Genomic DNA, 24,893 nt, shown 5'->3' on the forward strand with positions numbered 1-24,893 from the left:
GCGTCCTTCCGAGCCGGACCGCACGACAGTGCGGTTTCCCCTGCTGCGTGTCAAGTTTGAGCCGTCATGCCCCTTCGCCGTCTGCCGCCTGTAAGCCTGATCCCCGCCGCCGCCCTTATGATCGCAGCGCTGATCTGCCTGAGCGACCCGCATGTCACCGCATTGTACATGCTCGACATTTTCACGGTTCCGATCCTGATGGTCGGCCTGATTATCACGGTCGCGCTGGGCCTGCTGCGTCAGAAAGCGGCCTTCGCGCTCGCCCTTGCGGCCAGCGCCCTTCTGCTGGTCGCCGCCTGGCCGCAGATCGCGCCACGCGCGGCGAAAACCGAAGGACCGGCGCTGCGCATTGTCTTTGCCAACCTTTATTTCCGCAACGCCCAGCCCGAACGCCTGACCGACTGGGCGCTGGCGCAGCAGGCCGATATCCTTGTCACCGTCGAAACCACGCCGAGGCTGTGGAGAAGCTTGCAACCGCGCCTGACCGCGCGCCTTCCTTACGTCAGTCATCAGGGCGAGGTCGCCATCTTCTCACGCTACCCGTTCCCCGCCGTCGATGCGCCCGGCGGCCATTTCGGAGTCGCCGCCATAGCAACCCCGCAAGGGCCTCTACGGTTGATCGGCGCGCATTTCGACCACCCGGACTCGCGCCTCAAACCGCGCCATATCAGCTTTTTCGAGCGTCTTTGCGACCGTCTGAACGGCGGCGATGCGCGCGATGTGGTTCTGGTCGGCGATTTCAACAGCGATCTGAGCGCCTGGATGCTCAAGGCCGTCGCGCATGATTATAATCTGACGCCCCTGCCCGCCCTGCGCGGCACCTGGCCGTCGCCGCTGCCGTCCCTGCTCAGGCTCAATCTCGACAATGCTTTAAGCGGCGCGCACTGGTCCATGTCGAACCGAAGCATCGGGCCGGACGTCGGTTCGGACCATCGTCCGATCGCTTTCGATTTGCGTCGTATTTAAGCCTTGGTTTTCGGCTTGCGTTGCGCCGATACAGCGCGGGCGATCGGCTTGGGCTGCGCCGATGGCGCAGGCTTCACGACAGGCTCAGAAACGGCCTCCGTCAACGCTTCAACAGGCGCAGGCGCATCCTCAGTCACAACCGAGGCTGATTTAGCGATCTCGGGCGCGGCTTCGCTCAGGCTCTGCGCCGCCTCCGCCGCCACATCCGCCGCCTCGGCCACGGACTCGCTGACCGTCTCCTGCGTCGCCGCGACGGCTTCAGCGACGTCCGGCGCGGCTGGCGCCTCATGCGACGCCTGCTCGACCGCCTCGACGGCTTTTTCGTGCAATTCGCCCGCTTCCAGACCCCACGACTTGAACAGGCCCAGCCAGGCGTCGGACTTCATATCGTCCATCAGGCCTTCGGCGGGTTTGACGTTACGCGCCAGCGCCCACATGCCGACGCCGAAGCTGGAGGCGGCCCAGAACGGCGCCCACAGCGGCGACATGGCGCCCATCCACAGGTTCATCATGCGCTCGGACGCCTTTTTGACATCGTCCGGCAGCATGGCGGGCGGGGTCACAAAATAGAAGGGGGTCTCGGTCATGCTCGTCATCTCGGCCTCGATGAATGGGGTGGTTGACCATATTGCGGCGCAGCATAACACGGTGATGATGATACTCCAATACGGAGAATCGCCCTCACGACTATGTGACGCACCCTCTACAGCTCGCGCAGCCGCCCGCTTGCGCCATCTTCGCCCAGGGCCGCGGCCACATCGGCGACAATCGCCGCCAGTTGCGTCTCAAATCCCTGCGGCGCATTGAGGCAGGCCAGCACGCAGCCATTCATCTTCATCGGATTCGACAGAGGCCGCAGCCGGACTTCGGCGGTCAGCATCTGCGCCTCGCTCGCGTCCAGCACCTCGCGCTCCATCTGCCGCAGCCAGGAATCGTAGGTCTCCAGATCCTTGAGCGGCAGCCAGATCAGGAACACAGCATCAGGCCGGGCGTTGATGATCGCCTGAACGGTGGAGGTGATGCGATCATAGTCGTCAGGCCGCTCGAACGGCGGGTCGATCAGAAACAGCAGCCGCCGCGCGTCCTCAACCTGCGCTACGGCGGTCGCAAACCCGTCCTTGCGCACGACCTGACCGCGCCGCCCGACCAGCGCCTGCAAGGCTTCGGCGTCGTCCGCGCGCAGTTCGCACCCCAGCCAGCCGTCTTGCTGACGCAGATGATCGAGCGCCAGCATGGGCGAGCCCGGATAGAGGCCGATCCGGTCGCGAAACCCCGCCCGCGCGTTTCTGATCCGCACATAGTCGGCCAGAGGCTTCAGACTGTCCGGCGCGTCCCCCTTCATAAGGGTCTGCACGCCCGCCTCAGCCTCCTTTGAGCGCGCAAACTCCGCGTCGCGCAGATCGTAAGCGCCCGCGCCTGCATGGGTATCGACCACCAGCAACGGCCCGCCCTCGCGCATCGCCCTGAGCAAAGCCAGCGTCGCCGCATGCTTGGCCAGATCAGCGAAATTGCCAGCGTGATAGCCGTGACGGTAGTTCATGTTCGTTCGCTCAAATCTTCTGCGCCACAATGAACAGGCTTTGCCCGAACAGACCGGAATATTCAACTAGAGCATTGGGTAGCGGATAGACGATGCGGCGCTTCACGCTCGCCAGAAAACCAGCCATGGCGCGCGTCAGTCTGTTGCGTCCCCACAGGCGATACAAACCACGTCTGAGTCCCAGCGAAATCGTCACGCCATAAGGCGGCGGCGAACCGACATAGCGCACCGTAAATCCCGCATCCGCCAAGAGCCGTCTCAGACTGGCCCGTGTGAAATAGTTGATATGTTCCGGAAAGATCATGGTCTTCGACCGTGCGCCCCTGAGCAGGCGGTCCAGCGAATCGAAATTCGGCACGCCGATCATGGCCACGCCGCCGGGTTGCAGGCGGTCGCGAAGCGTATCTACAAAGGCGCGCGGATAGGTCAGATGCTCCAGCACGTCGAACAGGGTGACAAGAGCCAGTGATCCGGGCGGAAACTGGCTGAGATCGCCGTCATGCATCTCAATGCCGAACAGGTCATGAGCAACCTGACGCGCATGTTCGCTGATCTCGACGCCGATCGCGTCAAACCCTAACTTCGACAGGGCCATGACGCTCGCGCCCGCGCCTGCGCCATAATCGACCGCCATGCCTGAACGCGGCGCCTGCGGCGACGCCGTCAAAAAGCGCTCAATGAGCTTCATACGGTCGCTGATAACCGCAGCATAGTCGTTCCCTTCGCCGGAACTAAAAGCGTAAACCTCAGCCTGCGCGTAATAATCGGAGAGGAAGGCTTCGCTCAGACGCGGCGTCATATAGACAAGACCGCAAGTCCGGCAACGCGCCGCTGCACGCGCCGCGCCATCGGCCTCTGGCAGGTCGTAAAGCCTGCGTGCGCCGTGCGTCTCACAGACTGGGCAGATGGCTGAAGTTGTTTGCACGACCTTGCATAGCGCGATTCCCGCAAAGTGGCTGCGTCTATAGCCCCAGTATCGCCCGCGTCTTTTTCGGCAACCCTTCCGCCACCAGTCGATGCGATTCCCGGATCAGCTCCAGCACTTCGTCATCCGTCATCTGGTCGCCGCGATAATATTGAATCCAGCTCATGCCGCGTGAGGCCAGATAGGGCGCGGGACGACAATCGGGATAATCACGTAAAATCTCAAATCCCATCGCTGAGACTTTGAAACTGACCGAAAAATGGCCATCCTGCTCACCGCAGATCGCATAAACCTTGGCCTTGTCCGCCGCGCCGACCTTCCAGACGTCCGCGCCGCCCCACTGCACGACATGGGTGCTGGCGGGCAAGCCGGCGCAGAAGGCGTTGGCGCGCTCCGGGGTCACGGCCTTAACGGATGCTCGCGCGCAATCTGCAACACGTCGGCCAGCAGCGCCTCGGTGGTCGGCCAGGCGCCGGCGCCCTTGCCGGTCACATACCAGACATCGCCGTTTTCCAGTTCAATTATGGCGCGGTTCTGCTCGCCGCGCGCGCCGACCAGATAATGATCGGCGTCCAGCGCCTCCAGCTTCATCGACGCCTCTAAACCACGCTCGGTGCGGTAGCAGCGCGCGACATAGCGCAGGCCCTTGCCTTCCGGGATCACCAGCGACTCTTCGGTGATCGCCCCGACCTCGATATGCACGGGCGTCTCGCCGGGAAAGGCGATTTCGCGCAGCAGTTTGAGTTTCGCGCCGACATCGGTGCCGTCGAGATCGGCGGTCGAATCCGGCTCGGCGAAGCCCAGGCGCCGCGCTTCATCCATCGCCGCGTCGAAGGTCTTGCCCGCCTCGACCTGGTCGATGACGAAGTTCGACGTGCCATTAAGAACGCCGCAGAAGGCCTTGATCTTATGGTCTTTCACTGCCCGCTTCAGCGCCTCGATGATCGGCGCGCCACCGCCGACGCTGGCCGAATAGGTCAGCATGGCGCCCGACGCCCTGGCCGCCGCGCGAAGCTTGTCGCCCGACGCCGCCACCGCCTGTTTATTGGCCGAGGTGACGCTGACGCCCGCCTTCAGAAAGCCTTCCAACAGCTCCGCCGACGGCGATACGCCCGTGCCGATATCGACAAAGACATCGACATCGCCGCGCACAAAGGCGCGCGCATCCGATGTAAAACGCGACGCCAAAGGATGATCGCGGCGCCTGGCCGGGTCGCGCACCAGAACGCGATCGACCTCGATCAGGTCGCTCCATTCCATACAGCGTTCGAGGAACTTGGCCCCGACTCCGCCAGCGCCCATGACGGCCAGGCGAATCTTGCGCTTCAAGACCGGCGCCGTGCGCACCTGGCTCGCCGCCCCCAGAATGGTCCGATACCCCTTGGCCAGCGCCGCGACCTCGACCTGCATGCCCTGATCGGCCGCATAGCGCATCGCCTTGCCCTGCACGACCGGAAAGGCGATTTTCAGCGCCTCGTCCCAGTCCAGCGCCTCATACGGCTTGGCCAGATCGCCGACCTGCGCCGGATCATTGTCATAGACGGCGTCCACATCCTTGATCAGCCGCACCGGAATATCGAGCGCATGGGCGATATAGACCGCCGTCATGTCCGACCCGCCGCGCCCCAGCAGCACCGGTTCGCCCGCCGCGTTTTCCGCGACATAGCCCGGCACGACGACCAGATCGATGCTTTGCAAATCGCGAGTCAGAACCTCAGCCCGGATCGCGGTCGGGTTGGCGTTCAGCCGCTCGCCCTCGGCCAGCAGGCCGATCTCATAGGCCGAGCGAAAGCGCGTCACAATGCCCGAACGTTCACACGCCATGGCCAGCAAGGTCGCCGCGCGCATCTCGCCCGTCGCCACCAGATGCGGCGTCGCGCTCGACGTCGAGGCTTGGGTGTACGACCCGGCCAGCCGCATGAGCTGGTCGGTCTGCCCCTTGAAGGCCGACACGACCGCGATCACCTTGCGGGCGTCGCGCACATAGCGGTAAATCTCGGCGACGGCGCGCTGCAAGGCGCTTTCCGAAGTCAGAACCGAACCACCGAACTTGACGACGAGCACAGACATAAGGCCACCTGTTAAGACATTCAGGCAGGTCGCTATAAGAGTTTCGCCCTCAGGCCAAGCGAAAACTGCAATTGTTGTTGACCGTCCGGCGCGCTAAACACAGCCGTCCTCATGCCTCCCCAGCTCGCTGGGGAGGGGGACCGCGCCCGCAGGGCGTGGTGGTGGGGTATCTTTTCTGACCACAGCCACAATCATTCGATGTCCACCGCCGCACCCTCGTCTCTCAAAGCCTATGCCCTGCTGACCCTGACCGCCTTTATCTGGGCGGGCAACAGCGTGGCGGGCAAGATCGGCGCGGGCCATATCGACCCGATCCTGCTGACGTCGCTGCGCTGGGGGATCGCCGCCGTCGTCATCATCAGTCTGTCATTGAAACAGCTCAAAGGCGACTGGCCGGTGATCCGGCGGCATGGGCTCAAGCTATTCGCCTTTGGCGCCTCCGGCTTCGCCATCTTTAATATTCTGCTTTATACAGCCCTGACAAAGACGAGCGTTATCAATGTGATGATCGAACAAGCGGCGATCCCGTTCGTGATCTTCATCGGTAATTTTCTGCTGTTTCGCCTGAAAACCACAGCCGCGCAACTGATCGGCGGCGCGCTTACACTGGCGGGCGTCATCATCACCGCCACGCATGGCCATCCTGACGGCCTTTTACGCCTGCGCCTCAATGCGGGCGACGCGCTGATGCTGCTGGCGGTCGTGATCTATGCGGGCTATTCGGTCGGTCTTAAATGGAAGCCGCCACTGCACTGGCGCAGCTTTCTGGCCATACCGTGTCTGGCCGCCGCCGTCACCTGCGTCCCATTTCTGATCTGGCGCGCGGCCTCGCATCCGCTGCCCGCGCCCGATCTCACCGGCTGGCTGGTCGCAGGCTACGCCGCCATTTTCGTCGCCCTGATCTCGTCGGCGACCTGGGTGGGTGGGATTGAGCTGATTGGGGCCAATCGCGCCGCACTTTTTATCAATTTGCTGCCTATTTTCGGCATTTTGCAGTCTATTTTTCTGCTTCACGCCCACCTGGAAGGCTTCCATCTGATCGCCATCGCCCTCGTCGGCGGCGGCATTGTCCTCGCCGAAGCGCAACGCCTTCGTCAACATTGATTTCAAATATGCCCCAAGACGATATTCAACCCTTTCTGACGCTCGACATCAGCCGCGCCGCCTACCGGATGGCGGACGAAGGCCGCTCCGTCATCCATATGGAGTTCGGCCAGCCCTCGACCGGCGCGCCGAAAGCCACCATCGCGGTCGCGCATCAGGTGCTCGATTCCGACCCTATGGGCTATTGGGAAAGCGTCCCGCTCAAGGCGCGCCTGTCGCGACACTATGCTGAAACCTACGGCCTCGACCTCGCGCCGGACCGCTTCATCCTGACCTGCGGCGCATCGCCTGCCCTCGTTCTAGCCTTGACCGCAGCGTTCAAGCCCGGCGCGCGCATCGCCCTGGCCCGGCCCGGCTATGTCGCCTACCGCAACACCTTACGCGCGCTCGGCATGGCGCCGGTTGAGATTGCGTGCGGCGCGGACGCGCGCTTCCAGCTCACCGCCGACGCCTTGCGCGCCCTCGATCCGGCGCCCGAAGGCGTGATCATCGCCAGTCCCGCCAATCCGACGGGCACAATCCTGCCCGAAGCCGACCTGCGCGCCATCGCAGAGGTCTGCCGCGAACGTCATATCCGCATCGTATCGGATGAAATCTATCACGGCCTCAGCTATATCGGCGCGACGCCGTCAATCCTGCAATTCGCGCCGGACGCCTTAGTGATCAACGGTTTCTCCAAATATTTCAGCATGGTCGGCTGGCGACTGGGCTGGCTGGTTGCGCCCGACGACCTGCGCCACAAGGCGCGCGCCCTGATGAGCAACCTGTTCCTGACGCCGCCGTCGCTCAGCCAGCACGCCGCCGTCGTGGCGATGGACGCGACAGAGGAGCTTCAGGCCTACGCCGCGACCTACGCCCGCAATCGTTACCTGTTGCTCGACGCCCTGCCTGCACTGGGTTTGAACCGCATCGCCCCGCCCGACGGCGCTTTTTACATCTACGCCGATATTGGCCACCTGACCGAAGACAGTCTCGCCTTCTGTCACAACATGCTGGCGGAAACCGGCGTGGCGGCGGCCACCGGGCGCGACTTCGACCCGGTCGATGGACATCGCTTCATCCGCTTCAGCTTCGCCGTTTCGACAGAGGAAATCCGCGAAGCGATCCGGCGGCTGACGGACTGGTTTGCCCGCCAGCCGCGCCTCGATCAGCTTTGAGGCAAGGCGTAGGCGATCAGCGAGTCCCCTGCCGGGGTTTCCATAAAGTGATGGCCGCCCGCCATGATGACCAGATATTCGCGTCCGCCCTGTTCATAGACCATCGGCGTCGCCTGCCCGCCAGCGGGCAGCTTGTCGGTCCACACCGTCTTGCCGGTCCTGATGTCGATGGCGCGGATCAGGTCGTCAGTCGCGGCAGCGACAAAGATCAGACCGCCCGCCGTCACCACCGAGCCGCCATTGTTCGGCGTGCCAATGTCGATGGGCAGCATGAACGGGATGCCAAACGGCCCGTTGCGCAACGCCTTGCCCAGCGGACGATCCCACAGGGTCTGGCCCGTCTTCAGGTCGATGGCGCGGATGCCGCCATATGGCGGCTCCTTGCACAGAAGCCCTGTTCCCGGCATGCGCCAACCCGCATTGACGATATCGGCATAAGGAACGCCCTCCTGCGCGCCCTTGTCCTCGCCCTTGGGGCTGACCGTATTGCGCGGATCGCCGTGGCCATAAATGCCCATCCTGTCGGCCTCCTTCCGCGTGATCAGCTTGGCGGCGTTGGGCATGTCGTTATAGTTGACCACCAGCACCCCGCGCCGCGGATCGACCGCTGCGCTGCCCCAGTCGGAGCCGCCATTATAACCCGGATATTCAATGAAATAGCGATCCAGGGTCGGCGGCGTGAAAAAGCCCTTATAGCTGTACATGTGGTACTGGATGCGGCAGATCATCTGGTCGATCGGCGACATGCCCCACATATCGGTCTCTTTCAGGTCGGGCTTGCGCACCGTGGCGAAACCCGACACCGGCTGATACGGCGCACGCTCCGACGGCTCGACCCCACCGGACGGCGCCCTGACCTGACCGGTGCGGGTCAGCGGTTTGCCGGTGCGGCGGTCGAGAATATAGATCTCGCCGGTTTTGGAGGGCAGCACCACCGCCGGAACCATGCCGCCTGCCGTCGGATAGTCGATCAGGGTCGGCTGCGAGCCGAGATCGTAATCCCAGACGTCATTATGCACAGTCTGGAACACCCAGCGCGGCTTGCCGGTATGCACATCGAGCGCCACCAACGCCGATGACACCTGCTTCTCCTGCGGACGGCGCGTGCTGGAATAATAGTCGGCCGACGAATTGCCCATGGGCAGATAGACGAGGCCAAGCTGATCGTCGCCGGTCGCCGTGGTCCACATATTCGGCGTTCCCGGCGTCAACTCTGTGCCCGGCGGCGGAACAGCGGGCAGGTTCGGCTGCATGACGTCCCAGACGAATTTGAGCTGGCCTGTCACCGCGTCGAAACCGTGGATCGCGCCCGACGGCGCCCAGCGATACTGGCCGTCCAGCACCTGATGGCCCGTAACGACCACGCCCTGCACGATCACCGGCGGCGAGGTGATGGCGACCATGCCGGGAATGACCTTGCCCATGCCGTCAGTGATGCTGACCTGACCGTTCTGACCGAAGCCCGCGCACGGCTTGCCGTCCGCAGCATCGACCGCGATGATGCGCCCGTCCAGCGCGCCGACAAAGATGCGCGCCGCGCACTGCGTCCCCGGCGCTGCGCCCGGAACCTGATAATAGCTGACGCCCCGACAGGCCGCCGTATAGGGAATATGCTCCTTATCGACGCCGGGATTATAGCGCCAAAGCTGTTTGCCGGTGCGCGCGTCGAGTGCGAAGACCTGATCCATGCCTGTGCAGCCGTACAGCCGGTCGCCGATTTTCAGCGGGGTCAGCTCCGCGCCATAATGCTTCGGAATTTCGCCGGTATGAAAGACCCAGGCGCGTTGCAGCTTGCCCACATTGGAGGCGTTGATCTGGGTCAGGTCGGAATAGCGCTGTTGCGCCGGTCCGCCGCCATAGGAGGTCCAATCCGCTTTGTCGCCGGTGTTCAGGCTGTCATAAACGAAGCCGCCCTGCGCGTCTGGGACATGCGCCAGCACCTTATGCTGACTGTTCAGATAGACGCCCGCGCACAACAGCACCGCGAAAATCGCCAGTTCGCCATAGCCGCGCAGCGGGAATTTCGGCGCGCGCGGCTGCAACCAGTTCAGAGCCGGAACCGCCAGAACGAGCAGGACAAACGGCGCGAAGACCCGCGGGAGCAGGCCCCATCCATCCAGCCCGACCTCCAGCAACGCCCAGATGACCGTCACGACGAAAACGCCGAGATAGACCCATACGCCCAGGGCGCGACCGGCGCACATTAAACCGCCGGAAGCGATCAGCCCGATCCCCGCCAGGGCGTAGTACCAGTTCCCACCGACGGCGATCAGCCAGACGCCGCCGATCGTCAGCACGACGCCGATCAATGCGAATATGATACCGAGGATAAAAGCATACCAGCCTGCGCGCGCAGGCGAGAACGGCCCAGCCATGACGAGTCCTCCGCCGAAAAAAGGAATTGATCCTTCATCCCTAGGCTTTGAAGCACAAAAAAGCCGGGGCGATTGCCCCGGCTGAGATAAATTATCGGTAAGAGGTTGCTTACATCGGCCCCCCGGGACCATGACCGCCGCCCCAGCGACGCCCGCCCCACTGGTTTTCGTCCGCATTGCCGCCGGCGCCGCCCAGCAGGTAGGTCAGACCGACATAGAAGGTCGGCGACTGCAGGGAACGCGACGTCTCGCTATAGACCGTCCCGTTGTTGGTGACAGTCTTGAACTTGGCGGTGCGGAATGGATCGTTGACCGACGCCACGAAGGCGATCTTCTTGTTGATGTTATGACGATACGACAGGTTGCCGCCCGTGAAAGGCGCGCGATAACCCTGCCCGGTCAGCATCTTGCCGGAGGTGAAATACATCAGTTGCAGTTGGTCAGCCTTGGTGACCTGATAGCTGATATTGGCGTGTCCGCGCACGGATGAGCCGGTCTGTTTACCCGCCAGCGTCCCGGTGTCCAGCTCCTGCTGCGACCAGTTGCCGTTCACCTGCATCTTGAGCTTGGGCGTCAACTGGCCCTGGAAGTTGAACTCCACGCCGCCGGAATTACCGCGTCCGAAATTGCGTTTGGTGGTCAAAAGCACGCCGTCGCCGAGGAAGTACGAATAGTCGGTGATGGTGTGATAATCTTCGCGGTAATAGCCGCGGAGCTGATAATTGATCTTGCCGCCGGTGTATTCATAGCCCAGTTCGACCGAGTCCGTTTCCTGCGGTTTCAGGTCAGGATTGCCCTGACTGACATTCTGCGCATCGACATAGGTGGCGTAGGGGTTCAGATCCTGCGGATTAGGGCGTTGCAGCCGGTGCGAATAGGACAGGCGCAGCTTGCCCTTGTCGCTCAGGCTATAGGCGGCGAAGAAGCTGGGGCTGAACTTGGTTTCGTTCAGGTTGGAATCGACGCCCGCATCGACGCGCCGCGTGGTCAGATCCTGATTCTCGACGCGCAGGCCGCCCTGCACGGTCAATTTCGGCGTCAGATTGGTCTGATAGGTCGCATAGGCTGCGCTGATCGTCTGCGTATAGGCGAACTCGCTGGACAACAGGGCGTTCAGCGTCGCAGCAGCTCCCACATCGTCAGGACCGGTGGCGACATTGAGGAAATGGTTGGAATCGTAGCGAATGTCCGTCCCGGCGGTCAGGAAGCTGTTCTCGCCGACATTGCGCGTGTAATCGACGCTGAAATCGCCGTCCGTGGCGCGGCTGGACGACAGTTTCGTATCCACCTTCGTTGCGCCGCCGTCATAGGCGTTGATATTGGTTGAGGTCGATTTGCCATTGGACGAACTGACGCGCAGATCGGCTTTCAGCGTCTCGCCCGGCTGATCGCCGGTGTGGTTCCAGTTCAGATCGACCGTCTTGTCCTCGCGCGGCCCCTTGCCGTCCGATGTGCGCGTATAGCTGCCGAGGCTTCCGCTGGGCAGGCTTCCGGTCAGGTCGTAGCGCGACACGCCGTTATTATCGAATTCACGACGCGAATAGGACAGTTGCGCGCCGATGGAATCGACGTCGGAGATATTGTAGCTCAGCCCGCCATTGGCCGAGATATTGTTCATGGTGGTCTGGCTGGCGCCGGTCTGGGTCTGGCCGCTGACCACGTCGCCCGTCGTCGCATCCAGCTTGTTCAGCACCGAGGTCACATTGGAGTTGCGGTTGTCGTGGCGCACATTCAGGCCGCTAGACAGGGTCAGCTTGCCGGAATTGCGTGAAATCGACAAGGCGCCGTTATAGCGGTCCTGCGAGCCCACATTGGCGATGATGGCGCCCGTCGTGCCCGGCTTGCGGTTCTTCTTCATCACCAGATTGATGATGCCGCCCGTGCCTTCGGCGCTGAACTGCGCGCCTGGATTGGTCATGACCTCGATCGAGTCGATGTCGTTCGACGACATGGATTGCAGCGTGGCGGAACGATTATCGCCCTGCAACATGGTCGAGGGCTTGCCGTCCATCAACACAGTGACGTTGGAATTTCCGCGCAGGGACACATTGCCGTCGGCGTCCACCGTCACCGAGGGCACCTTGTTCAGAGCGTCCGAGGCCGTTCCCGAGGTTGAGTCGATGTTCTGCGTATTGTCATAGACCTGCCGGTCGATCCGGTTCTGCACCGGCGGCTTCTGGCCGACGACGGTGACGGTCGTCGGCGCGTCGGTATCCTTTTTGGCGTCGGCGGCCTTGGCGTCCGGCGCAGGATTCTGGCCGGAAGGCGAAGTCTGGGCCACCTGCGCCAGGGCAGGCATGGCGGCGGCGAGCAGCATCAGACTGCACAGGCCGGTCGCGTCGCGCAGTCGGCGCGAGAGCTTGGAAGAGATCGTAGTGATCATGAAAGATGAAACCCCGGATAGAAAAAGATGCGATAGACCGGACAAGAATTTGAACGTCGACGTCACATCCGGTTGTGAGGCGATAAACGCATACAATTGCGCATTCCGTCGCGTCGTATGAAAAAGAAACGCATTGCGCCGACCTTCAGGCTTAGATGCGTCAGTCTATCTCTCCAACCGCGCCGCCAGGATCACAGAAGTCGTGGTGCGCTCGACGCCCTCCACCAATCCGATGCGGTTAATCAGGTCGTTAAGCTCAACCGTATCGGCGGCCTCCACCAGCACGATAATGTCCCATTCGCCGCTGATGGCGTACAGCGCCGACACTTCGGGAATCTCCGCCAATCGCGCCTCGACCTCCTGACACAGGCGCGGCAGGGTCTTGATCATGACGTGGGCGCGCACCCGCGTCTTGGTGAAGGCCTGCCCCAAACGCAGGGTATAACCGGCGATCACGCCGTCCTTCTCCAGCCGCTCCAGCCGCGCATAGACCTGGGCGCGCGGAATATCGAACATCTGCGCCAGTTGCGACACCGGCAGGCGCGCGTCTTCGCGCAGCGCCGCCAGCAATCGTCGGTCAAGAGCGTCCAAATCTGGCGCCTGTGTCGTGCGTGTGGTCATGATGTGCGTCCCGGATCGTGCGCCTTTGACATAACAGACCTGCCTGCTTCAAGACAGCCCTATGGCTTTGAGGGGGCGACAGAGGCCGAACCATCTGTTAAGAACGTGGTTAACCGGACGTGAAGATGGGGGAGTTTGACGTGTCGCGCCTGCTCGGACTGGCTTTGATCTTAATCGCCGCAAGCGCTGCGGCCCTGTTCTATTTCGCGCCGACCCTCGCCTTTTACGACATCCGCAGTTCATGCCAGAGCCAGGATGTCGAGGCGCTGTCTAAGCTCGTCGATTATGACGCCGTGCGCGCCGGACTGCGTCTGCAACTTGATGCGGGCGGTCAGGGCGTGCCCGCGCCTACGCCCAACGCCATCAACGATCCGGTCGGCGCGACGGGCGACGCCCTGAAAAACGTCGCCGATTCGGTGGGCAAAGCCTTTAACGACATGATCCATCCCGAACAGGCCAAGCCAGCGCCGCCCGTCATCGACGCCAACAGCTATCTGACGCCGCGCGCCCTGCTGGCCCTGACCTATGGCATGGCCATGGACGCCAATACTTCCGATCCCGCGCGCTATGACGGCAAGCCGCCTGCGCCGCACGTCGCCTTCTTCTCGCTGGAGCATACGCGCCTGACCATAACGGACGAGATGCGCGGGACGACCACCTTCACCTTCGAGCGGCAGGGCGTAACTCATTGGCGTCTGGTGCATATCGGTCTGCCGACGCCAGGAACCGACGCCGAAACCAGCCCGTCCCTGGTTAGACCCAATTGGGGTCGAGGCGCAGCCACATCTCGCGCGCCTCGGCGTCGGGATCGTCAACCTGCTGGCATTGCGCATCGACCAGCATGGTGGCGCGCCGGTCCGGCGTATAAGGCGGCCAGACCGCCACGCCCGGCGCCGACGGTTGCCCTGTATGGGCGAAACTGGCCCAGATGGCGCTCAGATTCAGCGACGCCGCCTTCACGCCTGGCCCGTCGCCATGCAGTCCCTTTTCATCGAAATTGGCGAAGGTCGGCCCGATATCGGTGGCGTGACCGGCCCCCAGACGCGCGCCCGACGCGCCCTTAATGGGCAGGTTGGAGGGATAATCCCAGCGATAGCGATAGACCGGCGCAGCCTGCGCCGCCTTGCGATCAGCTAGAACCACAGTCTCAACCCCCATGGTGCGCGCCGTCATGATGGCCAGAAACAACTCCGATGGCGTCGCCTGCGGCATGAGCTGGCGGTAGGTCGTCAAAATTGTCTCAGCCTGCGCGCCGAAACTCTCCCGCAGCCTCTGCGTCAGTCCCGCCGCATCCAGGGTGAAGGCCGCCGGATCGTTCATGAAGAAAAACGCCGCTTCGGTTCTATTGCTGGCGATCAGCAGCGGAACCTCGGCGCAGGTTGCGCAGGCGACCGGATCGAACGGATCGACGGGCAAGGCCCAGCCATCGACCACAGGGCCGAAATGGCCGGGCAGGGTCGATTCCGAAAACGATATGCCCGGCATATCCGGCTGAGGCGGCGCCCGAAAGCCCGGCGTCGCCTGCGCCAGCGGACCATGTCCCGCCTCACCGTCCCATTGCAGCTTGAGCAGGGTTTCGACAGGAACCTCGTTCAGACGCCGCGCATCGGTCAGATCAAGCGCGCGCATCAGACGCTGCGTCGTCTCCGCCGCCGTCGCGCGCGGCATCCGACGCAGTTGCGCGCCGCTCTGGATGCCCGCCTTGTGAAACAGGCCCTTCGCAGCGGGCATGCCCAGCAGCGTGCCGACCTTGGCGCCGCCGCCGGACTCGCCGAAAATCGTGACATTGTCGGGATCGCCGCCAAAGGCCGCGATATTGTCGCGCACCCATTGCAGAGACGCGATCATGTCGAACATCGACGCATTGCCTGATGTCGCGTAGTCCTCGCCCAGCGCATCGCCTAGCCATAAAAAGCCCAGCAGGCCCAGCCGGTGATTGGGCGCGACCACCACCACATCGTACAAGGCCGCCAGCCGCGCGCCGTCCTGCGTCGTTGAACCCGCCGACCCGGTCGAATAACCGCCGCCGTGGAAATAGACCATGACCGGGCGTTTGCGCCCGTCGTTCACGGCAGGCGTCCAGAGGTTCAAAACCAGACAGTCCTCGCTGCGATCGGGCTCCTGCTCGCCATAGGTCGAGCCTGGCGTCTGCGGCGCGGGCGGCCCCAGGCGCAGCGCCTCGCGCACCCCGGTCCATGTCGGCGCAGGGGGCGGCGCCTTGAAGCGGTTGGCGGCGGAGACCGAACCTGCATAGGGGACGCCTTTGAAGGCGACGGCGCCGCGCTCATGGCCGCCGCGCAGGCGGCCTTGAGCCGTCTCGACCTCGACAAACGGGCCTGTGATCAAGGTCGAGGTCGGCAAAACGTCGGCGCGCGCCGACGCCGCCAAACCAAGGCCCGCGATAGAGGCCAGCATCTCGCGACGTCGCATCTGCATCCGTATCTTCCCTGCATATTTTTATTATGCAGGCAGGCTATCCCCGTAAGCCGTCTTCGACAAGAAGTTTGTTAGCGCTATCAGACTCTCATGCCGCACGAACACTGTCTTGCAGAACCGCCGCAGCGGCGGTCATCGCCGTCAGCCCCTGCTCGCGGAAAATATCGAGCGCCGCCTCCAGCGCGTAGGCGGCCTCAGCGCGCTCCATCATGAAACCGCTGATCTCGCCGCGCGCGACATAGATACGCGCCAACTGCCACTGTAACACCGCCCAGGCGACCGGATCGTCATGCGCGCGGATCGAACGCAGTTCGGACTTAAACGCGGCTTCGGCGTGATCCAGCGCCTTGAGACTACCCTGACTTTCCGCCTGACGTGTGCGACAGGCGGCGCGCGCCTCCAGCAACCGGGCGCGTAAGGCCAGGCCCTTTTGCAGCGGCCGTTTCAGCGCCAGATCGTAAACCGCCATCGCCTTGCCGTGCAATTCCGTCTCCAGAGTCAATTCGGCCAAAATCTGCAAACCCGACGCCAGCAATTGCTGGTGCGCGACCCAGTCCAGCGGCGCATGTTCATAATCGAAAATGGCGTCCTCGCGCGACAGCAGCGCCACCCCCTCGCTGACCGTTTCGGGACGTCCTTCGATTTCCCCGGCCCAGATCTGCGCCTGCGCCAGCCGCAGCGTAACGCGCGCATGGGTGACCGGTTCGTAAGCCGGATCGAGCCGCGCCCGCAGCGCCTCAAAATCCCGGACCACCGCCGTCATCAGACTGGCGTCGCCGCGATCCACGCCGACCATCATCAGCAGGTCGGCGCGGTCCAGACGCGCCAGCGCCGCCTCGATCTTGTCCGCACTGGCGTGCGTCCTGATCACACGCTGATCGGCGCGCTCCACGGCCCGGTCTATGTGCGACATGGCCAGCATGGCCAGTTCGAGATCCTCGCCAATGCCCTGACGCACGGCCAGACGCATGGCCAGTTGCGCCTCGGCGCGGTTGTAGCGCGCGCGCAGGGCGTCGTCCTCCTGCACCGCCGCGCGCCCCGTCGCCAGCAGGTCTTCCGCCGATGACAGCAGGTCGCCCGTCTCGAACAGATCGTGGCTCAGAAGACAGGTCAAGGCCTGCTCCAACGCGGCCAGAGCCGCCTCCTGCGCCGATTGCGCCGCCTTGCCGGCGTTTTCCGCCGAGGCCGCCGCGCGCCGCACCGCCACCGGATCGCCGGTGCGGCGCGCATATTCGCGCCAGATCAGCGCCGCCTGAATATAGGGCGTAAACCGGTCGCGCGTGGAGACGCGCCCGCCTTCGATGTCGAACTGACGTCCCTGCGCAATCAGCATCTGCAGATTCATCAGCTCATACAGGCTGGCGTCGGCGTCGATCCGATCGTGCTGGCGGAAGATGCGCCGCAATTCGCGTCCAAATTCAAACATACTGGCCCTGGTCCGTTCGCCTGATCAACAGCGTGTCAGGACGATACGCCGCGTCAGTCTTCGGACGCGAAGATGCAAACGCCGCGCCGCCCGCGCCACGCCCGGCGCGAATTCGCAATAGGGCTTGCGCAGCAAGGGGTTTCAGCGCATGCAGAGCCCATGTTGGAAACCCTGTCCCGCGTCGTCGTCTTCTTCGGCTTCATCGCGCTCGGCGCGCTTCTGGTCCGTTTGAAACGGCTCGATCAGAGCGGGTTGAACGGATTGTCGGCCTATTTTTACTGGCTGGCCTTTCCGTGCTGGCTGCTGGTCAGCTTTTCCCGCCTGCCGCCGCTCGACGCCGGACATGCGCGCGTGCTGATCGTCTATATCGCCGCCATGCTGGTCGCGGCGCTGATCGCCGTAGTCCTCATACGTCTGTTGGGCGGCGACCGGTCGCACGCGATAGCGGCGGGTATGGCGTCTTTGGTCAACAACTCGGCCTTCCTCGGCGTGCCGGTGGTCGCCAGCCTGTTCGGCCCGAAGGTGATGCTGATGGGGCCTCTGGTCGTCGCCGCCGACTTTCTCGTGCTCTTCAGCATCGGCTGCGCAGGACTGGCCAAGGCGTCCGGCCATACCTTCCGCGAAGCGCTTGTTCATACGTCGAAAAATCCGACGGTTATCGGCGCCGCGCTGGGCGTCGCGCTGATGAGCCTGAACCTGCATTTCCCGCCGGTTCTGGACAACGCGCTCGACCTTCTGGGCAAGTCCGGCCCGCCCGTGGCGCTGGTCGCGCTGGGCGGCATGCTGGGCCTTATGCCTGCGCCGCGCCTGATCCGGCCCGACCGGCTCAGCATCTTCGCCATGGTCGGTAAAATTATACTGGCCCCAGCACTGGTGGCGTTAGCGCTTTCATGGCTGCGGGTCGATCCGCTCACCTTCCGCGTCTGTGTCTTCCTGAGCGCGACCCCGACCGCCGTCAGCGTGTTCGTGCAGACGCGCATGTATGATGTCTGGAGCGAAGGCGCGGCGAAAACCGTGGCGCAAAGCACGCTGATCAGCCTGTTCACCCTGTCGGCGCTGGCCTTGTTGCTGGCGATGTAATTATTTCGGCGCCCCCGCCGAACCGGCCAGGATGCCGCCATCAATGTTGAATTCGGACCCGGTAATGAAGGTGGCCTCGTCAGACGCCAGCAGAATCACAATGGCCGCCACCTCGTCGGGCCGCCCGAAACGATGCAGCGGGCTGGCCCTGGCGACGGCCTCGGCGTCAGCGCCATCTTTCAGCATCGCCTCCCACATCGGCGTCAGGATGGCCGCCGGATGCACCGAATTACAACGGATATTCACCCCCTGCTCGGCGCAGTAGAGCGCCACGCTCTTGGTGTGGTTGCGCACCGCCGCTTTGGAGGCCGCATAGGCCGCCTGATGGGGCACGCCGACCAGTCCTGAGCGCGACGACATATTGATGATCGAACCGCCCGTCGGACGCATGACGCGGATGCCGTGCTTGCACCCCAGAAACACCCCGTCCAGATTGACGCGCATCACGCGCCGCCATTCGTCGAGCGTTGTGTGTTCAGGATCGTTCTGACCGTCTGCGGCATTGCCCGTCACGCCAGCATTATTGACCAGCACGTCGAGACGGCCGTGTTCTGCGATCACGGCGTCCAGACCTGTAATCCACGACGCCTCTTCAGCCACGTCCAGTTGCAGAAAATGCGCGCGCTCACCCAGTTCATCGGCCAGCCTCGTTCCGGCGGACGGATGGATATCGGCGATCACAACACGCGCGCCTTCCTTGTGGCTGGCGCGCACAATCGCTTCGCCGATGCCGCTGGCGCCGCCGGTGACCAGAACGATCTTCCCGGCCAGGCGCGCCATCAGATCAGCGCCTTCACCGCGTCGAGTCCGGCCTCGGCTCTGGTATCGTCCGGCGCGCCGCCCTGAGCGAAGTCAGGCTTGCCGCCCGCGCCCGCGCCGCCCATGGCGATCACCGCCGCCTTGGCCAGTTCTGCGGCGTTGTAGCGACCGGTCAGGTCCGGCGTCACCGCCACCGTCACCGCCGCCTTGCCGTCCAGCTTGCCGACCAGGGCGACAATGCCTGAGCCGATCTGCTTCTTGAAATCCTCGGCCAGAGGACGCAGATCCTTGCCGCCAACGCCGTCGAGCACGCGCGCCATCACCTTGACGCCGTTGATCTCTTCCGGTCCTGACGCCGCCCCGCCGCCGCCAACGGCCAGGGCGCGCTTGGCTTCGGACAGCTCTTTTTCCAGCTTCTTGCGCTCCGCGATCAACGCCTCGACGCGCGCCGCGACTTCTGACACCGGCGTCTTGAACTGGTCGGCCAGGGCGCGCGCGACGCCCGCCTGTTCCAGCAGAAACTGCCGCGCCGCCTCGCCGGTCAGGGCTTCAATGCGGCGCACGCCCGCCGCCACGCCGCCTTCGGAGACGATCTTGAACAGGGCGATGTCGCCGGTGCGCGCCACATGGGTGCCGCCACACAGTTCGACCGAGAAGCTGCCGGGACCGTCCAGCGCCTTCCCCAGCGCCAGCACGCGCACCTCGTCGCCGTATTTTTCGCCGAACAAGGCGACCGCCCCCTCGGCGATGGCGGCGTCCGGCGTCATCATCTTGGTCGAGGCGACCGTATTCTGCTGTACGACGGCATTGACCTCGGCCTCGATGCGCGAAATTTCGTCGTCGGTCAGCGGCGCGCCGTGGCTGAAGTCGAAACGCATCCGATCGGCGTCCACCAACTGCCCCTTCTGCGCCACATGTGGGCCCAGAACGTGCTTGAGCGCGGCGTGCAGCAGGTGCGCCGCCGAATGGTTGGCGCGCGTGGTGGCGCGCTTATGCGCATCGACGTGCAGTTCGACCTTGTCGCCCAGTTTCAGCGCGCCTTCGGTGATCTCCATGCGATGCACGATCAGTTCGCCCGCCTGACGATGGGTGTCCAGCACGCGCGCCTTGCCGTGCAGCAGGTCCACCGTGCCGGTGTCGCCCGCCTGCCCGCCGCCTTCCGGATAGAAGGGGGTCTTTTCAAAAATCGCCTCGACCACATCGCCGACATGCGCCTCATCGACGCTCTCGCCATCCAGCACCAGCGCCTGCACATGCCCCTGCGCGTCGAGATGGTCGTACCCAACGAATTCCGATGCGCCAACGGCGTCACGGATGGCGAACCATTCCGCCGCCACGGCCTTTTCGCCGGAGCCGGTCCAGTGTTCGCGCGCGCGATTGCGCTGTTCTTCCATCGCGCTTTCAAACCCGGCGACATCCACGCTCAGCCCCTTGGCGCGCACCGCGTCCTGAGTCAGATCGAGCGGGAAGCCATAGGTGTCGTACAGCTTGAACGCCGTCTCGCCCGCCAGCATATCGCCGTCCTTCAGGTCGCGCGTCGCCTCGTCGAGCAGGGTCATGCCACGGCCCAGGGTGCGGCGGAAGCGCTCCTCCTCCTGACGCAGCGTGTCAGCAATGGTCGCCTTGGCGCGTTTGAGTTCGCCGTAATGATCGCCCATTTCAGCAACAAGCGCCGGGACCAGACGGTGCAGCAAGGGCTCCTGAGCGCCCAGAAGATAGGCATGACGCATGGCGCGGCGCATGATCCGGCGCAGCACATAGCCGCGGCCTTCGTTGGACGGCGACACGCCGTCGGCGATCAGGAAGCTGGTCGAGCGCAGATGGTCGGCGATGACGCGATGTGACGGCAAGGCCTCGCCTTCGGCCTTCACACCGGTCGCCGCTTCCGATGCGGCGATCAGATGGCGGAACAGGTCGATGTCGTAATTATTATGTACGCCTTGCAACACCGCCGCGACCCGTTCCAGCCCCATGCCCGTGTCGATTGACGGGCGCGGCAGGTTCAGGCGCGTTCCATCTGGCTGCTGGTCGTATTGCATGAAGACCAGATTCCAGATTTCGACGAAACGATCGCCATCTTCTTCCGGCGAGCCCGGAGGGCCGCCCCAGATGTGTTCGCCGTGATCGAAGAAGATTTCGGTGCAGGGGCCGCACGGCCCGGTGTCGCCCATCGACCAGAAATTGTCCGACCCCGCAATGCGGGCGATCTTCGATTCCGGCAGACCGGCGATCTTCTTCCACAGTTCGAAAGCCTCGTCGTCATCGACATAGACGGTCGCCATCAGGCGCTTGGGGTCGATGCCATACTCCTTGGTGATCAGATTCCAGGCAAATTCGATCGCCTCGGCTTTGAAGTAGTCGCCGAACGAGAAGTTGCCGAGCATCTCAAAGAAGGTGTGGTGACGCGCCGTATAGCCGACATTATCGAGATCGTTGTGCTTACCGCCCGCACGCACCACCTTCTGCGAGGTCGTAGCGCGCTTGTAGGGCCGCGTCTCCGCGCCAGTGAAGACGTTCTTGAACTGCACCATGCCCGCATTGGTGAACATCAGAGTCGGATCGTTCTGCGGCACCAGCGCCGACGATGCGACGACCTCGTGTCCCTGCTTCGCAAAGTAATCGAGGAAGGTCTGACGGATCTGGTTCAGGGAAGGCGTGGACGACATGAGCTAACCGGAAAACCGCTCCAACTGGGCGTTAAGACAAATATCGCCCGTATATAGAGGCGGTTAAAGCTCAGCGCAAAGACCTTTCCGCACATGCGGAAAAGAAAAGACGCTCCGGCGTGCCGGAGCGTCTTTGAGCCATGACGGCAGGCTGGGTTTGGCGATTCGGCGCCGCCGTCGCAGCCCAAACCTCAGAGCGACTCGTCGCCTTCATTTGCGTCATGTTCCGGCGCTCCCAGCATGTCTTCGGAAATGACGCCCGACTTCTTGCGGATCGCCATCTCGATTTCATTGGCCAGATCGGGATTGGCCTTGAGGAATTCGCGCGCATTGTCGCGACCCTGACCGATGCGGGTCGAATTGTACGAGAACCAGGAACCGGCCTTTTCGACAATCCCGCCCTTCACGCCAAGGTCGATCAATTCGCCCAGCTTGGAAATGCCCTGGCCGAACAGGATGTCGAATTCGACTTCGCGGAACGGCGGGGCGATCTTGTTCTTGACCACCTTGACCTTGACGCTGTTGCCGATGTTTTCGTCGCGCACCTTGATTGCGCCGGTGCGGCGGATGTCGAGACGGACGCTGGCGTAGAATTTCAGCGCATTGCCGCCCGTCGTGGTTTCCGGCGAGCCGTACATCACGCCGATCTTCATGCGGATCTGGTTGATGAAGATGACGATGCACTTCGACTTCGAGATTGAGCCGGTCAGCTTGCGCAACGCCTGCGACATCAAACGCGCCTGAAGACCGGGCAGGCTGTCGCCCATATCGCCTTCGATTTCGGCGCGCGGCGTCAAGGCCGCCACCGAGTCCACCACCACGATGTCCACGGCGCCCGAACGCACCAGCGTATCGGTAATCTCCAGCGCCTGCTCGCCATTGTCCGGCTGCGACACCAGCAGGTCGTCGAGATTGACGCCCAGCTTGTTGGCGTAAGTCGGATCGAGCGCATGTTCGGCGTCAACAAAAGCCGCCGTGCCGCCCGCCTTCTGGATTTCGGCTACCGTATGCAGGGCCAGGGTCGTCTTACCTGACGATTCCGGACCATAGATTTCAATAACGCGCCCCTTCGGCAATCCACCGATGCCCAGCGCCATGTCCAACCCCAGAGAACCGGTCGAGACTGATTCAATCTCCTGCACCTTGCCATTCGAGCCGAGCTTCATCACCGAGCCCTTGCCAAACGCCCGGTCGATCTGAGCCAGCGCCGCTTCGAGCGCGCGTTGCTTTTCGGATTCGTTCTTACCCACGAGTTTCAATACCGCCTGCGACATAACCAAACCCTCCTATGTCACGATTCCCCCACCCCGGTGTCGGTTTTGGTGGATAACTGATCTGACATAAAAGGCGTACTTCATTTGTTCCGTGTTCGCAAGATGTTCTTGGAACTTTTGCAGAACAAATTTTGAAAATAACGCTTTTACAAACGCTTACGTCAACCCAAGTCCATCATAAAGACCTTCCAGAACATCCAGCGGCATGGAGCCATGCGTCAGCCCCGTATCGTGGAACTTTTTGATGTCGAAGGCGGCGCCCTGCTTCTTCTTCATCGCCTCGCGGATCGACAACCAGGTCAGCTTGCCGACCATGTAACCCAGGGCCTGTCCCGGCCAGGCGCAGTAGCGCTCGATCTCGGTCGCGCAGGCCGATTCGGCGTCGCCCAACTGATCCTGCATATAGGCGATCGCCTGTTCGCGGCTCCAGCCGAGATGGTGCGTGCCGGTATCGACCACCAGTCGCACCGCGCGCAGCAGGGCGTCGTGCAGATAGCCGATGCGGCCATAGGGGTCGTTATCGTACAGCCCCATCTCGCCCGCCAGTTGCTCGGCATAGAGCGCCCAGCCCTCGACATAGGCGTTGAAGCTGGCGATCTTGCGCAATTGCGGCATGTCGACCTCCTGCTGGATGGAGATCTGCATATGATGGCCCGGCACGGATTCGTGATAGGTCAGGGTCGAAAGCAGGAATTTCGGCGTCTCCGCCGTATCGCGCAGATTGATATAATAGATGCCGGGGCGCGAGCCATCGAGCGCGGCAGGCTGATAATAGCCGCCGGGCTGGCCCGCCTCGATAGCGGGCGGCACGCGCCGGATCGTCACCTTGGTCTTCGGTACGACGCCGAAATATTGCGGCACGCGCGCATAGACCTGATCGACCTTGGCGTTCAGGTCCTGGATCAGTTGCGCCTTGCCGTCATCCGTATTGGGATAGAGCTGCGCCGGATCGGTATAGAGGGCGTGCATGAGCGGCCCGGGCGCGCCCGTCTTGCCCAAAGCTCTGAAGCGCGCGGTCAATTCGGCATTGATGTCGCTGACCTTTTGCAGGCCGAGGTCATGAATGTCCTTCGGCGAGGTCTGAGTGGATGTTCCCGACTTGGCCGCCCAGACATAGTAGTCATCGCCGCCCGGCAGTTCACGCACGCCCGCCTCATGCCGCGCCTTGGCCAGCAGGTCGTTCAGCGCGCCGATCTGCCGGTCCAGCGCCGCCTTGATCGGCCCGCCGACCTTGGCGACGGCTGGGGTTTGCCAATCGCCCGCGATATTGGCCGACGCCGTGCGCGCGACCAGCGAGGTCACCAGCGTCGCCGTCTCCGGCTGCGCATCACGCAGGCCGCTGAGCTGCGTAATCGCCGCTTTCAGAATGAAGTCCGGCGTAGTCACGCCGCGCGCCGCGTCCTGACGCAGACGGTCGGTTTCCTGATCGAGTGCGACGGCGAAGGCGTCAAGACGGCTCAGATAGGCCTGCGCATCGGTCTCGTTAGCAATCGTGTGCTGGGTGTTGAGAAAGTCGGGAATCACGCAGCCGAAGCCCGACAACTGACTGACCACATAGGGCGTCGGCGCATAGAAGACGAGATTGATCGCCGTGCCGTTATCGCCGAACGGAAACCCCTTGGCGCCCTCCAACTGGGTTTGCAGATCCCACAGCACCGTGTCGTAATTGACCCGGTCGGACAGGTTCATGGCGTTGCGGTCCAGCCCTTCCAGCAGCACGACCGCCTTTTGCAGCCGCGTCACATTGGCCGCCAGCCCCGCCGCGCTGCGGTCGTCGAGTCGCGCCTTCTGATAGGCGAAATCGCCCTTATCCATGCCAAACGAGGTCGCCGCGGTCGGCGACTGCGTCAGCAGGTCGTTGAGAATCGTGTGAAAAGCCGCCGTCAGCGCCGTCTTCGTCGAAGGCGCGGTTTCGTCCGGGATGACGGGTTTCGGCGGCGGCGCGGGCGCATGATGCACGGCCTTTTTGTGCGTCGTCTTGCGGTGCGTGGTTTTACGCTTACGGGTCGTCGTCTTTTTCTTTTTATGTTTGACGGCGCCCAGCGCCTCGCTGGCGCCGAGGCCCAGAACTGACGCCAGAGCGCCCAGAAGATGACGACGATCGAACATTG

18 protein-coding genes and 1 pseudogene are annotated in these 24,893 nt (G+C 63.2%); 5 read left to right on the top strand and 14 right to left on the bottom strand.

The features are described from left to right. Window positions 1–66: 66 nt before the first annotated feature. Entirely contained in the window at window positions 67–966 is a 900-nt protein-coding gene (locus tag ACTHLA_RS14690) for an endonuclease/exonuclease/phosphatase family protein (protein WP_440190895.1), read from the top strand. Here the strand turns inward: ACTHLA_RS14690 and ACTHLA_RS14695 are convergent. The 5 genes from ACTHLA_RS14695 to ACTHLA_RS14715 all read right to left on the bottom strand — a co-directional run bounded on the left by ACTHLA_RS14695 (window position 963) and on the right by ACTHLA_RS14715 (window position 5,501). Beyond that, complete coding sequence (locus ACTHLA_RS14695; protein WP_440190898.1) at window positions 963–1,553, bottom strand: hypothetical protein; 591 nt, start codon at window positions 1,551–1,553, stop codon at window positions 963–965. The two genes, ACTHLA_RS14690 and ACTHLA_RS14695, sit on opposite strands and share 4 nt — an antisense overlap. Window positions 1,554–1,669: 116 nt before the next feature. After that, the gene (rlmJ, locus tag ACTHLA_RS14700) at window positions 1,670–2,506 is read right to left on the bottom strand and encodes a 23S rRNA (adenine(2030)-N(6))-methyltransferase RlmJ (RefSeq protein WP_440190901.1); all 837 of its coding nucleotides are present in this window, start codon (window positions 2,504–2,506) and stop codon (window positions 1,670–1,672) included. Between the two features lie 10 nt (window positions 2,507–2,516). Further along, the gene (locus tag ACTHLA_RS14705; RefSeq protein ID WP_440190904.1) at window positions 2,517–3,431 is read right to left on the bottom strand and encodes a class I SAM-dependent methyltransferase; all 915 of its coding nucleotides are present in this window, start codon (window positions 3,429–3,431) and stop codon (window positions 2,517–2,519) included. Between the two features lie 37 nt (window positions 3,432–3,468). Further along, a complete protein-coding gene (locus tag ACTHLA_RS14710; protein WP_440190907.1) occupies window positions 3,469–3,834 on the bottom strand; it encodes an MmcQ/YjbR family DNA-binding protein in 366 nt (121 codons plus the stop codon). Then, window positions 3,831–5,501, bottom strand: a complete 1,671-nt coding sequence (locus tag ACTHLA_RS14715) for an amino acid kinase family protein (protein WP_440190910.1) — start codon at window positions 5,499–5,501, stop codon at window positions 3,831–3,833. The genes ACTHLA_RS14710 and ACTHLA_RS14715 overlap by 4 nt, the downstream gene beginning before the upstream one ends. Before the next feature lie 198 nt (window positions 5,502–5,699). On the opposite strand from ACTHLA_RS14715, the gene ACTHLA_RS14720 reads away from it, so the two are divergent. Together ACTHLA_RS14720 and ACTHLA_RS14725 are read left to right on the top strand one after the other, a co-directional pair. Further along, window positions 5,700–6,605, top strand: a complete 906-nt coding sequence (locus ACTHLA_RS14720) for a DMT family transporter (RefSeq protein WP_440190913.1) — start codon at window positions 5,700–5,702, stop codon at window positions 6,603–6,605. Window positions 6,606–6,613: 8 nt separating this feature from the next. Then, entirely contained in the window at window positions 6,614–7,762 is a 1,149-nt protein-coding gene (locus ACTHLA_RS14725) for a pyridoxal phosphate-dependent aminotransferase (RefSeq protein WP_440190916.1), read from the top strand. On the opposite strand, the gene ACTHLA_RS14730 is transcribed toward ACTHLA_RS14725, so the two are convergent. The 3 genes from ACTHLA_RS14730 to ACTHLA_RS14740 form a co-directional block, all read right to left on the bottom strand. After that, window positions 7,753–10,137 (bottom strand): membrane-bound PQQ-dependent dehydrogenase, glucose/quinate/shikimate family, encoded by a 2,385-nt coding sequence (locus ACTHLA_RS14730; RefSeq protein ID WP_440190919.1) that lies wholly within the window; start codon window positions 10,135–10,137, stop codon window positions 7,753–7,755. The two genes, ACTHLA_RS14725 and ACTHLA_RS14730, sit on opposite strands and share 10 nt — an antisense overlap. Window positions 10,138–10,246: 109 nt before the next feature. Further along, window positions 10,247–12,520: a TonB-dependent receptor domain-containing protein gene (locus ACTHLA_RS14735; RefSeq protein WP_440190922.1), complete on the bottom strand. Its 2,274-nt coding sequence runs from the start codon at window positions 12,518–12,520 to the stop codon at window positions 10,247–10,249. 165 nt (window positions 12,521–12,685) lie between these two features. Next, the gene (locus ACTHLA_RS14740) at window positions 12,686–13,111 is read right to left on the bottom strand and encodes an Lrp/AsnC family transcriptional regulator (RefSeq protein WP_440190925.1); all 426 of its coding nucleotides are present in this window, start codon (window positions 13,109–13,111) and stop codon (window positions 12,686–12,688) included. Between the two features lie 155 nt (window positions 13,112–13,266). Here ACTHLA_RS14740 and ACTHLA_RS14745 point away from each other — a divergent pair. Then, window positions 13,267–13,533: pseudogene (locus ACTHLA_RS14745) on the top strand (DUF2939 domain-containing protein); the annotation flags it as partial. Between the two features lie 361 nt (window positions 13,534–13,894). Here the strand turns inward: ACTHLA_RS14745 and ACTHLA_RS14750 are convergent. Together ACTHLA_RS14750 and ACTHLA_RS14755 are read right to left on the bottom strand one after the other, a co-directional pair. Beyond that, entirely contained in the window at window positions 13,895–15,577 is a 1,683-nt protein-coding gene (locus ACTHLA_RS14750; protein WP_440190928.1) for a carboxylesterase/lipase family protein, read from the bottom strand. Window positions 15,578–15,665: 88 nt separating this feature from the next. Further along, entirely contained in the window at window positions 15,666–17,003 is a 1,338-nt protein-coding gene (locus tag ACTHLA_RS14755; protein WP_440190931.1) for a hypothetical protein, read from the bottom strand. A gap of 159 nt (window positions 17,004–17,162) precedes the next feature. Between ACTHLA_RS14755 and ACTHLA_RS14760 the strand changes: the two genes are divergently transcribed. Beyond that, entirely contained in the window at window positions 17,163–18,083 is a 921-nt protein-coding gene (locus ACTHLA_RS14760) for an AEC family transporter (RefSeq protein WP_440190934.1), read from the top strand. Here ACTHLA_RS14760 and ACTHLA_RS14765 read toward each other — a convergent pair whose 3' ends face one another. The 4 genes from ACTHLA_RS14765 to ACTHLA_RS14780 all read right to left on the bottom strand — a co-directional run bounded on the left by ACTHLA_RS14765 (window position 18,084) and on the right by ACTHLA_RS14780 (window position 24,891). Next, entirely contained in the window at window positions 18,084–18,863 is a 780-nt protein-coding gene (locus ACTHLA_RS14765) for a glucose 1-dehydrogenase (RefSeq protein WP_440190937.1), read from the bottom strand. It lies immediately after the preceding gene. Next, entirely contained in the window at window positions 18,863–21,508 is a 2,646-nt protein-coding gene (gene alaS, locus ACTHLA_RS14770; RefSeq protein ID WP_440190940.1) for an alanine--tRNA ligase, read from the bottom strand. The genes ACTHLA_RS14765 and alaS overlap by 1 nt, the downstream gene beginning before the upstream one ends. A gap of 191 nt (window positions 21,509–21,699) precedes the next feature. Beyond that, entirely contained in the window at window positions 21,700–22,782 is a 1,083-nt protein-coding gene (gene recA, locus ACTHLA_RS14775) for a recombinase RecA (protein WP_440190943.1), read from the bottom strand. A 156-nt stretch (window positions 22,783–22,938) separates the two neighbouring features. After that, the gene (locus ACTHLA_RS14780; RefSeq protein ID WP_440190946.1) at window positions 22,939–24,891 is read right to left on the bottom strand and encodes a DUF885 domain-containing protein; all 1,953 of its coding nucleotides are present in this window, start codon (window positions 24,889–24,891) and stop codon (window positions 22,939–22,941) included. Between the last annotated feature and the right edge of the window lie 2 nt (window positions 24,892–24,893).

It is taken from the genome of Asticcacaulis sp., assembly GCF_051956075.1.
Taxonomy (GTDB): domain Bacteria; phylum Pseudomonadota; class Alphaproteobacteria; order Caulobacterales; family Caulobacteraceae; genus Asticcacaulis.